This is a genomic window from Salinibacillus kushneri (assembly GCF_900111405.1).
GTDB lineage: Bacteria > Bacillota > Bacilli > Bacillales > Alkalibacillaceae > Salinibacillus > Salinibacillus kushneri.
Genome location: NZ_FOHJ01000001.1, coordinates 157,866 through 171,395, shown reverse-complemented (window position 1 = coordinate 171,395; position 13,530 = coordinate 157,866). Strand labels below are relative to the sequence as shown.

Below are 13,530 nucleotides of genomic sequence, written 5' to 3'. Positions count from 1 at the left end.
CAAAAGGAGGGGAACAACATGGGGTATTTAAAAGGATTCATGGAATTTAACCGAAAAGACCAGGAAGTGCGGGACCCCATAGAGCGTATTAAGAGCTGGGAAGAATACGTCCTTCGTTTTGATGATGACGAGTTAAAACGCCAAAGCTCACGCTGTATGGACTGTGGTACACCCTTTTGTCACACAGGTGCCGAGTGGGATGGTGATTATGTTGGTTGTCCTGTTAATAATTTTATCCCTGAGTGGAATGAACTTGTAAGTGAAGAAAACTGGCAGGAGGCACTCGCGCGTTTGGAAGAAACGAATAATTTTCCGGAATTCACCGGCCGCGTATGTCCTGCTCCTTGTGAAGGTTCCTGCACTCTTGCAATTAATGATGATCCGGTTACCATTAAATCGATTGAAAACGAGATTATCGAACGAGGTTTTGACAATGGCTGGGTTCAGGCGAAAGTTCCGGCTCGTCGTACAGGAAAACGTGTAGCTGTTGTTGGTTCAGGACCAGCTGGTTTGGCAGCTGCTGATCAGCTTAATGAACAAGGCCATCGTGTAACGGTTTTTGAACGAGATGACAGACCTGGTGGACTCTTGATGTATGGGATTCCAAATATGAAATTAGAAAAGGATACCGTTAATCGTCGAATTAATGTGATGAAAGAGTCGGGTATTGAGTTTGCTTGTAACACAGAGGTTGGTGTTGATATTACACGTGATGAATTAAATCGTGAGTATGATGCGGTCATCATGTGTACTGGTGCTCAAGATCCGCGTGATATTCCTTTAGAAAACCGTGATAGTAGTGGAATCCATTTTGCGATGGACTATTTAACAGCTGCTACGAAAGCACTTGAAACCGATCCAAAAGATACGCCAATTTCAGCTGAAGGTAAAAACGTAGTTGTTATCGGGGGTGGTGACACAGGTGCTGACTGTGTCGCTACTGCTCTTCGTCAAAATTGTAAGCGTGTCGTTCAGTTTGGTAAACACCCGAAAAATTCTGAGGAACGAACGGATGACAATCCTTGGCCAGAATTTCCAATGACATTTAAATTAGATTATGGCTATAAAGAGGGATTAAGCGTCCAAGGGGAAGATCCACGTAAGTATGAAATTTTAACGCAACGCTTTGAACAAAATGAACAGGGACATGTAAAAGCTTTGCATACGCTAAATGTAGAGAAAGTTTATGAAGACGGGAAGCTGGTTACAAAAGAAATACCGGGAACTGAACAAGTCTGGGAAGCTGATCTGGTTTTAGTTGCGATTGGCTTTACAGGACCTGAACAAGAGGTCTTAGAACACTTTGGATTAAAAACCGATGAACGCGGACGCATCTGGACAATAGACGGAATGAAAGACTATCGTACGAGTGAAGAAGGTGTTTACGCTGCAGGTGATGCACGTCGGGGACAGAGTCTTGTTGTTTGGGCGATTCGTGAAGGACGTGAAGTTGCTGAGCAGGTGCATGACTATTTAACGGAAGAAACGACTAAGAAGGTTGTATAGTAAAGAAAAAAAATTCCGCCACCCAAGGCGGGATTTTTTATTCATAGATGTTAAAATGGCCATTCTAACATAACACCAGCAGTTGCTTAGAAATGACATGCCTACATATATATGGTATTTTTGAGGATGATTTAGAAAAAATATACTTGTACAACTGTCAATACTTAGAAAGGAGAAATATCAGATGAACTATGTAACGTTAAACAACGGCGTAAAGATGCCGCAGCTTGGTTTTGGTGTCTGGAAAGTAGAAAATGATCAGGCAACAGAAGCTGTATCGAAAGCCCTTGAGGTTGGCTACAGATCAATTGACACAGCGATGATTTATCAGAATGAGAAAGGCGTTGGAAAGGCCATTAAAGACTCTGGCGTTCCACGTGAGGATTTATTTATTACAACGAAGGTCTGGAACAGTGACCAGGGATATGAAAATACTATTCGTGCTTTTGATGAAAGCCTGGAAAGACTTGGGCTTGACTATGTAGATTTATATTTGATTCATTGGCCAACACCTGAGTTTGATGACTATGTGGAAACCTATAAAGCATTAGAAAAGCTTTATCATGATGGCCGAGTAAAAGCAATTGGGGTTTGTAATTTTGAAAAAGAACATTTAGAACGCATTATGGAAGAATGTGAGGTTAAACCCGTACTGGATCAAATTGAATGCCATCCTTTTCTTGCACAAAACGAACTAAAAGAGTTCTGTGCTCATCATGATATTTTTGTAGAAGCTTGGAGTCCGCTTGATCAAGGTGGCGAAGCATTGCGAGATGAGGTAGTGAAAAGAATTGCTGAGTCACATCAAAAAACCCCCGCTCAAGTTGTATTGGGCTGGCATCTGCAAAATAAAACCATAGTAATTCCTAAATCAGTAACTCCATCCAGAATAGAAGAGAATTTTGATGTGTTTGATTTTGAGCTTACAGCTGAGGAAATGGATGAAATTAATCAGCTAAATCAAAACAGGCGTAATGGACCACATCCAAATGATATGAATAAACGATAATATTTGAAAGTATTTTAAAAGGCATTGTTTCAGGTGATATGCACCCCCAAAGGAAACAGATTCTTTTATTTAATCTCTCTACCCCTTAGAGGAGCATATTACAGGAGCAATGCCTTTTTCGATTTATTATTGTAAATGTCTAGATTGAATCATTTGAACACAAACTTAAATATATGTATAATAACGTTTGTGAGTTTTGAAGCTATTAAAATAATGTGCTCTTTACGGGGTTGGATGGGTGACTGGTGTCCCCCTGGGTCTTCAAAACCCTGAGGGAGGCGCGTGCCGTCTCCGGTGGGTTCGATTCCCACACAGTCCCGCCAATCATTTTCGTTTTTAAGTCGTCAATGGCTTTCATTGTTACGGCTTTTTTTATTTTGATAAATTAAATATAATATCTAAATCAATAGCTCTTCAGAATGAGACACTTAAAAGGATGAATAGGTCATGAAAGTAGTTTTAGCCACTCCACATTTTCATCAGCCTCGCGGAAATACCGTAACGGTCCAGCGTATTGCTGATGGTCTTGAGAAGCTAGGAGTTACAACAGAAATTGTTTCAATTACAGATGAAGGCATTACTGCGCTTCCAGAAGCAGATATGGTACACGGCTTTCATGCATACAAGTTTTATCGCTTTATGCAGAAAATAAACGACATACCCAAAACTTATATGATTACAATAACGGGTACAGACTTGAATTATTATTTATTTGATTCCAAAACGCGTGCTGAAGTAATGGATTGTCTGGAGGGTGCCAAAGCCATACACGTTTTTAATGAAAAAGGAAAGCATATTTTGGAAAAAGAAGTTCCATCTGTATCAGATAAGGTATTTATTTTGCCACAAGGGACGAGTGAATTTTCAGAATCGGATTTTCCAGTACAAAAAGAAGACAATACCTTTGTATTTACACTTCCAGCAGGTATTAGAAAAATCAAAAATGTTCCCTCTGCAATAAAGATGCTGTCAAAACTGCATTTTAAATATCCCCAGACCAGACTATGGATTGTGGGGCCTGTTCTTGAAGAACAAGAGGGGGCAATTGTAAAAGAATTGGTAGAAGAAAACCGTGACTGGGTTACCTATTTTGGTCAAGTAGATCACAAACATATGGGAAGTATTTATGCAAAAACCGATAGTGTCATTAATACTTCGGATTCGGAGGGGCAATCCTCCGCTATTTTGGAAGCTATGGGATTTGGTCTTCCCGTGCTTGCTTCGGACAATGAAGGAAATAAAAGCATTATAACCCATCAGCAAAACGGGCTGATATTCTCGAATGAAAGCCACTTTCTCGATTATGCAGAACAGCTAATGAACCATAAGAAATGGACACAGCACATCGGAAATCGTGCAGAAGAATATGTTAGAGATAAACATTCAGGCAGTTATGAAGCGAAATACCTATTAAGCATTTATATGCAGGAATAAAACGGGTGAATGGAGAGCTCGTGATCGAGTTCTTTTTTCTGACTATTACTACTATGAACTAGTATTATAAGAGAACGTTATGGTAACCCAAACCTTAGGCGCAGGACAAGGCCTTGAAAGTATTCATTGTGTGAAGCAGGTAAGAAATAAAGAATAGCGAGTTGATCTTTGTGTGGTTCAAAAGTAGAAATATTATTACGGTAATCATATTAGGCGTTTTGATTTACTTCAGTATGGAGCTTACGGAGTTTAACTTATCAAAATTTAGAGATTTTCGTAACATGGTTGATTTCCTAGGTGAATGGTTCCCGATGGATTACGCTAAGCTACCTCATATGCTTGAAGATAGTCTGGAAACACTTGGAATGGCTTTCCTGGGCAGTCTTTTTGGACTTATTGTTGCCTTGCCCCTTAGTTTTGTCGCTGCCAGAAACACATCACCATCAGGATTCTTCTATCACCTATCAAGAGTTTTGCTAAGTTTTGTTCGATCGATTCCTGAAATTGTTTTTGGATTAATTTTGCTAACTGCCCTGGGTCTTGGCCCTTTTCCGGCGGTCCTTGCCATAATGTTTCATAATATTGGAGTGCTGGGTAAGCTAATATCTGAACTCATTGAGGCGTCTGATTCAGGTCCTCAGGAAGCGATGAAGGCAGTAGGAGCCAAGAAAGGATTTGCTTATTTATTCAGTATTCTTCCACAAATATGGCCGAACGTACTATCACACTATTTTTATCGCTTTGAAGTGGCCATTCGAACATCGCTCATATTAGGATTTATTGGTGGGGGAGGAATTGGGCAGCGCTTATTTAATGATTTTAAAACCTTCCAATATTCTTCTGTTTCTTTAGATGTTTTGATTATTATGGTTATCGTCATCATCGTCGATTTATTTGGCAGCTTCGTTCGGAATAAGGTCATTTAAGGAGGAAGCAAAATGCTCGAGATTAAAGATTTGTCTGTTCAATATGAAGATAGTGATTTTGAGGCGCTATCTTCCATCGATTTACACTTTCAGAAGGGTGAATTTGTTTGTATCCTCGGAAAAAGCGGGGCTGGAAAATCAACATTAATCCGTTGTATAAATGGTTTACAAGATCCGACAAGTGGCACTGTTTATTGGAAAGATCAACCGTTGTCATCGTTATCTGAAGAGGACTTGCGTAAAATAAGAAGAGAAATGGGAATGATTTTTCAACACTTTAATTTAATTCCCAGACTTACCGTTTTACAAAATGTTCTAACCGGACTGTTTGGATATCGATCAACATATAAAAATATCATTGGACTATTCAATAAAGAGGAAATAAATCATGCTAAGAAGGTTATTGCTGATGTGGGGCTAACAGATCAGATGTACCGTAAAGTTGAAAAACTGAGTGGTGGACAGAAACAACGAGTTGGTATAGCAAGGGCTTTACTGCAACACCCAAAAGCCTTTCTTGGGGATGAACCCGTTTCAAGTTTAGATCCTGGTACAGCTAGTCATATCTTTCGCTTAATTCAAAAAATGCATAACCGTCACCAACTACTTACGATTATTAATGTTCATGATGTGAACTTGGCAAAACGGTTTGCAACAAGGATCATTGCACTAAAGAATGGAAAAGTAATCTTTGATGATCATCCAGATTCCTTCCAGGATGAAGAGTTCCATCTCACCTATTATGAAACAGCAAAACAGCCTTAATAATCAGCCACTTATAACAAAAGAGAGGAGAATGAAGAATGATGAAAAGTCCATGAGTAGTTGATCAGTCAAGGGTCGTGTACGACTCGAAGGATAGTCATGTATTAACGAGTATCAATTCTTCTGATGAAAAAACGGTTGTGTTAACTTTTGACGATGGTCCTGGCAAAGTGCTGCCGCAAATTCTTGATATTTTAAAAGAGGAAGAGGTACCTGCTATGTTCTTTTGGCAGACTCGACTTTTATACCAGGAAAGACCTTGGGCCAGGCTTGTTGAGGAAGGTCATAAAATAGGAACTCACACCATCAATCACCCAGATCTGTCAACATTAGATTTTAACAAACAATACAAACAGTTAGCCGAAAGTGTCAAAAAGATTGAAGGCATAACTGGACAGAAAGTTACCTATTTCCGGCCACCATTTGGCCAGTATAATGCGGATACAATAAAAGCAGCAAACCAGTTGGGATTAACATCGGTTATGTGGCGAATTGCAGGTATTGATTGGGAATTGAAAGGGAATTCTGAACAGATTATTTCAAATGTAACGGAAAACTTAGAAGATGGAGCTATTATTCTACTACATGAACTTAAACAGACGGTTGAAGCCCTTCCTGAAATGATTCGGATTATTAAAGAAAAGGGGTATCAATTTACCATTCTGTAATTCAAGAATACCGCTGGAATTCACTTCTCTTAAATGTTAGCCGTTCCAGAAAGTATTTGGATACGTTAGTTATCGAGGCCTCCAGGAATATGTGTTTGGAGGTTAAAGGTGGAAAATAGTTAAAGGAATTTATTTTATTGGCAGGGAAAATTCCATAAGATGGTGAAAGATTAATCCTAAGTAATAATCAAAGGAGAGAAGTCTATGGCCACATTGGATGATTTTCAAAACCTGGATATCCGCATTGGTACTGTGCAAAAGGCAGAGCCCTTTCCAGAAGCCAGAAAACCAGCGATTAAGCTTGAAGTTGATTTTGGTGAATTAGGCAGTAAACAGTCCTCAGCTCAGATTACGAAACGATATGAGCCCGAACAGCTTATTGGTCGCCAGGTTGCGGCTGTTGTCAATTTTCCTCCTATGCGAATTGCAGGCTATAAGTCAGAAGTGCTAGTAATAGGTGGTGTACCTGAGGACGGTGACGTGGTGCTTTTGAAGCCTGATCAGCCAGTTCCCAATGGGACACCAATTGCTTAGGAGTTATATGGTATTCAAGAATGGTGAAGTAGTTCAGCTTGATTAAGCTGGACTCTTTTTTTATTGCTTTTACCCGTTTTTTGTCTAGTTTCCAAAGAATTCCCCCGATAAATGTACCCCTTTTTTTAATCTTCTGGGAGCTAAATATACATAATAAGTGATTGAATAGTATGAAAATGATTTATATATTTAAATGAAGAGGTTTTTATTATGAAAAATCTATTTTGCAGTGTTATTTAAGATAAGTGAGGGGGGATGTTCGAACGTATTTTCTATTTATTATAAAGCGCTTTCATTCGGCGTGTATTTTTACTCTACTATTCCATTACTCATGATGAAGAAAAGGAGGGCATTTATGTATAAGATGTTTTGCAGAATATATCAAGCTGCAAGTCGTATATTTACCCGTTTTTTACCCTGGCGTGAGCCTGTGTTATTAGAAGGGGAAAATAGTTTAGGAAAACTCCCACCCCTATTAAAAAGAAAACACCTTACTAAAGTCCTAATTGTTACAGATGAAGGGATCCGCTCAATTGGATTAATGGATAATATGCTTAAGGAGCTACGCGAAGAAGGAATTAAATATGTTATTTATGATAAAGTAGTGCCTAATCCAACTATTGAAAATATTGAAACCGCTTTAAAAATATTTAAAGAAAGCAACTGTAAGGGAATAATTTCCTTCGGTGGAGGCTCCCCTATGGATTGTGCCAAGGGAGTTGGAGCAAGAATAGCCCGGCCGGGTAAAACCCTCCCACAATTAAAGGGACTATTAAGGGTGCGTAAAGAAACACCTCCTCTTGTTGCTGTTCCAACCACAGCTGGAACAGGAAGTGAGGCAACGGTTGCAACGGTTATATCCAATCCGGATACACATGAAAAATATGCCATCATGGATTTATCTCTTATTCCAGACTTTGCTGTACTCGATCCCCTACTCACTAAAAATCTTCCTCCACACATTACTTCCACAACAGGAATGGATGCGTTAACCCATGCAGTTGAAGCTTACACAAACCATGGTGCTTCCGAAAAAGCGAAAAGATGCAGTCGAGAAGCCGTAAAACTTATTTTTGAAAACCTCTATGAAGCATATTCTAACGGTAAAAATATGGAAGCCCGTACCAATATGCAGCGGGCAGCCTATGTAGCAGGTGTGGCCTTTACACGAGCTTATGTTGGAAATGTGCATGCGATTGCTCATACCCTAGGTGGGTTTTATGCTGTTCCACACGGTTTAGCAAATGCAGTCATCCTGCCTCATGTTCTTGAATATTACGGACGTTCAGTGTATCCCCCTTTAGCTGACCTGGCAGATTTAGTGAACATAGGTGACCCATCAGATGATAAAGAACAAAAAGCAAAAAAATTTATTGAAGAGATTAAGAACTTTAATAAGAAGATGAATATCCCAGACAAAATAAGCGGGATTAAAGAAAAAGACCTTTCAATCATGATAAAACGCGCGCTGTCAGAGGCCAATCCAATTTATCCAGTTCCTAAGATTTTTTCTGAAAAGGATATGGAATACTTATATCATGTGATTCAGGAATAGGGAGGGAGAAGATTGGAAAACAATCAATCACTTATCCGCAAGCAAAGGGAATTTTTTCGTAGTGGGAAGACAAAAGAGGTTTCTTTTCGAATGGAGATGCTGCAAAAACTTAAAAAGGCCATTCAGGAAAATGAAAAGGAAATTATGAACGTCCTGAAGATAGATTTAAATAAATCAGCATTTGACGCTTATTCTACGGAAATCGGCATTGTTTTGGAGGAAATCGGATTCACGTTAAAGCGGTTGCGCTCATGGATAAAGCCAAAAAGAGTCAAAACCCCCATTACACACTTTGGTTCTTCAAGTTATGTTTATGCTGAACCATACGGGGTTTCTTTGATTATCTCGCCTTGGAATTATCCTTTTCAGCTCGCATTAGCTCCCTTAATTGGTGCAATCGCAGCAGGAAATACAGCGATTATTAAACCGTCAGAATATACACCGGAGACCTCGGATTTTATGAATCGTCTGATTTCAAAGCTGTTTCCTGAGGAGTTTGTTTCGGTTGTTCAAGGAGGCGTTGAGACGAGCCAGTCCCTTTTAGCTGAAAACGTTGACTACATTTTCTTTACCGGAAGTATCCCGGTAGGAACAATTATCATGGAAGCCGCATCAAAAAACTTAACGCCTGTCACGTTAGAATTAGGTGGGAAGAGTCCATGTATTGTTCATGAAGACGCAAACATTAAACTGGCTGCAAAGCGCATTGCCTGGGGGAAGTTTACGAATGCAGGGCAAACCTGTATAGCACCGGATTATTTATATGTTCATGAAAACGTCAAAACAGAATTTTTACAAGAATTTAAGAAGGGTGTTCGTCATTTATATGGAGATCATCCTTTGGACAACAAAAATTACACACATATTGTGAGCGAAGAGCATTTTAAACGGCTGAAGGGATTTTTAAGGGACGGAGAAACGTTTATGGGAGGACAAATTGATTCGAAAAATCTCGCCATAGAGCCCACTGTGTTAACTGATATTTCCTGGGATGATTCAGTCATGCAGGAGGAGATTTTCGGTCCGATTCTACCTGTGATGGACTATCAGGATTTAGAAAATGTCATTGAAGGCATTGATCAGCATCCCCACCCGCTTGCTCTTTACCTGTTTACAGCCCAGAAGGACATTCAATCGGAGGTACTTAATAACATTTCTTTTGGTGGGGGATGTATTAATGACACGGTCTATCATTTTGTATCCCCTTATTTACCGTTTGGTGGCGTGAAGTCCAGTGGTATCGGATCTTATCATGGGAAGGGAAGCTTTGATACCTTTTCACACAAGAAAAGTGTCGTAAAGCAAACCAATCTATTTGACATTCCTTTCCGATATCCGAACGTGAAAAACGGTCTAAAAAAGATTAAATGGTTTCTTAAGTAAAGTATTTTACAAGATTCACGATGAATATTGTATAAGAGGATCGTCCAAACCCAGGACGATCCTTTTTGAATGACAGAACCCCCGCTTGTTGAATACCTACTACTAAATTCATACTATGAAAGACATTTTCTCACATTTGTGTTTTGTTTTGTCCTTCATCGGCGTTATGAAAGACATTTCCTTGAACTTCTGTCCTTATATTGTCCTTCATGGGCTCTGTGAAGGACATTTCTCAAGTCCTTCTGCTCCTTTTTGTCCTTCATCAGTTCTATGAAGGATAGGGCGTCATTTTATATGCTTAAGTTTAAATGGGGATTATTGCATATGCTTTATTTTGCTTAAAAAGGGAAAACATAATTGTAAGAAGATTTCAGTCATTTTGATTGACAGCAAATACATTAGGGGGGTATAGTATAACTATAAAGGATAAGGAGTGGTAGAGAATGGGAGAATTCCTGCATGACCATCCTGTTACCCCTAGAACGGATGAGGAAAAACAGGCGGTTGTTAATCGTCTGAAACGAATAGAGGGTCAAGTGCGTGGCATACAAAAAATGGTTGAAGAGGATAGATACTGTCCGGATATTCTGGTTCAAATTAGTGCGATAAATGCAGCATTAAAAAAGGTCGGCTTCTCTATAGCTGAACGCCATACGAAGCATTGTGTCAGTGACGCGGTTAAGTCAGGTAATGGAGATGAAGCCATAGATGAACTAATGGAAGTGATGAAGCAATTCTCTAAATAAAATTCATGGAAATGGTTCCAGTTCATGTATCGCAAAGGAGGGAGAAGCATGAGCGAACAAGAGCATACAACCCTCGGTGTTACAGGGATGACTTGTGCAGCTTGCTCAAACCGAATCGAAAAAGTGCTCAATAAAATGGACGGCGTCGATGCTCAGGTAAATCTGACAACAGAGAAGGCTAGTGTCGATTATGATCCATCTACAACATCTTTTGATGATATTGCGGGAAAAATAGAGAAATTAGGCTATGGGGTTCAAACGGAAAAAGCTGAGTTGGATGTCATGGGAATGACATGTGCAGCCTGTTCCAATCGAATTGAAAAGGTTTTAAATAAACAAACAGGTGTAAAACAGGCAAGTGTTAATCTGGCAACTGAAAGTGCATCCATAGAATTTACACCGGGATTAATCGAGGAAAATGATTTTATTGGGAAAATACAAAAACTTGGCTACGATGCCAAGGTTAAAGAAGATCAGGCAGGTAAACAGACACAGAAGGAAAAACAGCTAAAGCATATGAAAGCAAAGCTTCTTACATCAGCTGTATTATCTGTCCCCTTGTTGGTTACCATGCTTGTACACCTATTCGGTATTACGATTCCCGAAATCTTTATGAATCCATGGTTCCAATTTGTATTGGCGACACCCGTTCAATTTATTATAGGCTGGCAATTTTACGTTGGCGCCTATAAAAATTTAAGAAACCGCAGTGCAAATATGGATGTACTGGTTGCATTAGGAACAAGTGCGGCTTATTTTTACAGTCTTTATGAAGCATTAAAAACAATCGGAAATACGGCTTATACCCCTCACCTCTATTTTGAAACCAGTGCGATTTTAATTACGCTGATTTTATTTGGAAAATATCTTGAAACGAGTGCAAAAAGTAAAACTACGGTTGCACTCTCCAAGCTATTGAATTTACAGGCGAAACAGGCACGGATCATTAGAGATGGAGAAGAGATGATGATTCCTGTTGAAGAGGTGGGGACAGGGGATAGACTCATGGTTAAGCCAGGTGAGAAAATACCTGTAGACGGTACGATTGTAAAGGGGAGAACCTCTGTCGATGAATCCATGATTACAGGTGAATCGATTCCGATTGAAAAAGAGGTCAATGCTGAAGTCATCGGCTCCACGATGAACAAAAACGGAACGATTGAAATGGAAGCAACAAAGGTTGGAAAAGATACAGCATTAGCTTCCATTGTAAAAGTAGTGGAGGATGCGCAAGGTTCAAAGGCTCCTATTCAACGCCTGGCTGATGTAATCTCGGGTTATTTTGTACCGATTGTAGTCGGAATTGCAGCATTAACCTTTATGGTTTGGATCTTCCTGGTCACCCCAGGTAACTTTGAATCATCTCTAGTTGCAGCCATCGCTGTATTAGTCATTGCTTGTCCTTGTGCATTAGGTTTAGCAACACCAACTTCGATTATGGTTGGTACAGGAAAAGCGGCTGAAAATGGCATCTTATTTAAAGGCGGAGAGCATTTAGAACGTACACATGATTTGGATGCCATTATTTTGGATAAAACCGGAACCATCACAAAAGGTAAACCAGAAGTAACAGACTTTACGGGCGATGAGGAAACACTGCGTTTGTTAGCAGGTGCGGAAAAAGGATCCGAACATCCTTTAGCAGAAGCCATTGTCTCGTATGCGACGGAACGGGACGTAAACTTAGAGGATGCCGATGATTTTATAGCGATACCTGGTAGAGGTATTAAGGCAGTGATTTCAGGTAAGGAAATTCTAGTTGGAACGAGAACACTTATGGAAGAAAATCATGTAAATGTAAACAACGCAGAACAGCATTTAGTCGATTACGAAAGCAACGGAAAAACCGCTATGCTCATTGCTGTAGCAGGAGAATACCAGGGTATCGTAGCTGTAGCAGACACGATTAAAGACACGGCCATTGATGCTATTGGTCAGTTAAAAGAGCTTGGACTTAAAGTCATTATGTTAACAGGTGACAATAGACGAACAGCAGAAGCCATTGCAAATCAGGTTGGTATTGATCAAGTGATTGCACAAGTATTACCGGAAGAAAAGGCAAATCAGGTAAAAGAAATTCAACTTCAAGGAAATAAAGTAGCCATGGTAGGAGATGGTGTAAACGATGCGCCTGCACTAGCTGTAGCAGACATCGGAATCGCCATCGGAACCGGTACAGAGGTAGCGATTGAGGCTGCTGATGTGACCATTTTAGGTGGCGAACTGTTACTGATTCCAAAGGCCATTAAAATGAGTAAGGCTACCATTAAAAATATCCGTCAAAATCTATTCTGGGCATTAGCTTACAATAGTGCCGGAATCCCAATTGCAGCCATGGGACTATTGGCGCCATGGATTGCCGGCGGTGCGATGGCTTTAAGTTCGGTAAGTGTTGTTTCTAACTCACTTCGATTGAAGCGAGTTAAAATATAAAATTAAATGTAGAAAGGGGTCATAAATTATGCAAACAACAGTAAACGTACAAGGAATGTCATGTGGACATTGCGTACAATCCGTAAAAGGTGCTTTAGAAAGCCTGGATGGGGTATCCAAAGCTGAGGTTGACTTAAGCACGGGGAAAGTTGAGGTAACCTATGATGATTCCAAGGTTACCGTTGAAGCGATGAATGATGCAATTGAAGAGCAGGGCTATGATGTTGTAGCCTAGTCGATTTATAGAAGGGAGTCTGAACCACCAGGAGTGGGACAGACTCCCTTTTTACTGTCCTAGAATAATTGGTGCTATGGAAGTGACTTAAATGCTTTATTGACCGGATAATAAGGGGGAGAGACTTGATTCAGGTGTGAAGAGACAGAATAATAACTGGATTAGGAATGATTGTTTTATCTGGACCGAATAATTGTAGGAAATGAAGGAATTCGGTTACGAACAGACGTAAATAGGAGTGCGGGAGACCGATATAGAAATGCAAGCGAAAGAATCCCCAGTTAAGTCAACAATATAAAAAATCCCCTTACCATCTCGGACTTGATTACCTACAAG

12 protein-coding genes and 1 tRNA gene are annotated in these 13,530 nt (G+C 39.9%); all 13 read left to right on the top strand.

Features of this window, described 5'->3' with window-relative positions; translation table 11 throughout:
* Positions 1 to 18: 18 nt before the first annotated feature.
* The 13 genes from BMX63_RS00820 (at position 19) to copZ (ending at position 13,194) form a co-directional block, all read left to right on the top strand.
* Complete coding sequence (locus BMX63_RS00820) at positions 19 to 1,506, top strand: glutamate synthase subunit beta (protein WP_093131011.1); 1,488 nt, start codon at positions 19 to 21, stop codon at positions 1,504 to 1,506.
* A 184-nt stretch (positions 1,507 to 1,690) separates the two neighbouring features.
* On the top strand, positions 1,691 to 2,515 hold the full coding sequence (locus BMX63_RS00815) for an aldo/keto reductase (RefSeq protein ID WP_093131009.1): 825 nt from the start codon (positions 1,691 to 1,693) through the stop codon (positions 2,513 to 2,515).
* A gap of 226 nt (positions 2,516 to 2,741) precedes the next feature.
* A tRNA-Sec gene (locus tag BMX63_RS17805) sits at positions 2,742 to 2,838 on the top strand.
* 124 nt (positions 2,839 to 2,962) lie between these two features.
* Positions 2,963 to 3,949, top strand: a complete 987-nt coding sequence (locus BMX63_RS00810; RefSeq protein ID WP_093131007.1) for a glycosyltransferase family 4 protein — start codon at positions 2,963 to 2,965, stop codon at positions 3,947 to 3,949.
* A 170-nt stretch (positions 3,950 to 4,119) separates the two neighbouring features.
* On the top strand, positions 4,120 to 4,875 hold the full coding sequence (gene phnE / locus BMX63_RS00805) for a phosphonate ABC transporter, permease protein PhnE (protein ID WP_093131005.1): 756 nt from the start codon (positions 4,120 to 4,122) through the stop codon (positions 4,873 to 4,875).
* Positions 4,876 to 4,887: 12 nt separating this feature from the next.
* A complete protein-coding gene (gene phnC, locus BMX63_RS00800; RefSeq protein ID WP_093131003.1) occupies positions 4,888 to 5,640 on the top strand; it encodes a phosphonate ABC transporter ATP-binding protein in 753 nt (250 codons plus the stop codon).
* 77 nt (positions 5,641 to 5,717) lie between these two features.
* The gene (locus BMX63_RS00795) at positions 5,718 to 6,308 is read left to right on the top strand and encodes a polysaccharide deacetylase family protein (RefSeq protein ID WP_093131001.1); all 591 of its coding nucleotides are present in this window, start codon (positions 5,718 to 5,720) and stop codon (positions 6,306 to 6,308) included.
* Positions 6,309 to 6,512: 204 nt separating this feature from the next.
* A complete protein-coding gene (gene csaA / locus BMX63_RS00790; RefSeq protein ID WP_093130999.1) occupies positions 6,513 to 6,842 on the top strand; it encodes a chaperone CsaA in 330 nt (109 codons plus the stop codon).
* A 355-nt stretch (positions 6,843 to 7,197) separates the two neighbouring features.
* Positions 7,198 to 8,397: an iron-containing alcohol dehydrogenase gene (locus BMX63_RS00785; RefSeq protein ID WP_093130997.1), complete on the top strand. Its 1,200-nt coding sequence runs from the start codon at positions 7,198 to 7,200 to the stop codon at positions 8,395 to 8,397.
* A gap of 12 nt (positions 8,398 to 8,409) precedes the next feature.
* A complete protein-coding gene (locus BMX63_RS00780; RefSeq protein WP_093130995.1) occupies positions 8,410 to 9,780 on the top strand; it encodes an aldehyde dehydrogenase in 1,371 nt (456 codons plus the stop codon).
* A 443-nt stretch (positions 9,781 to 10,223) separates the two neighbouring features.
* Positions 10,224 to 10,526 carry a metal-sensing transcriptional repressor gene (locus BMX63_RS00775; RefSeq protein WP_093130993.1) on the top strand — a complete coding sequence of 101 codons (303 nt, stop codon included), beginning with the start codon at positions 10,224 to 10,226 and terminating at the stop codon, positions 10,524 to 10,526.
* A 48-nt stretch (positions 10,527 to 10,574) separates the two neighbouring features.
* The gene (locus BMX63_RS00770; RefSeq protein ID WP_093130991.1) at positions 10,575 to 12,959 is read left to right on the top strand and encodes a heavy metal translocating P-type ATPase; all 2,385 of its coding nucleotides are present in this window, start codon (positions 10,575 to 10,577) and stop codon (positions 12,957 to 12,959) included.
* Between the two features lie 28 nt (positions 12,960 to 12,987).
* Entirely contained in the window at positions 12,988 to 13,194 is a 207-nt protein-coding gene (gene copZ, locus BMX63_RS00765; RefSeq protein ID WP_093130989.1) for a copper chaperone CopZ, read from the top strand.
* The last annotated feature ends 336 nt before the right edge of the window (positions 13,195 to 13,530 follow it).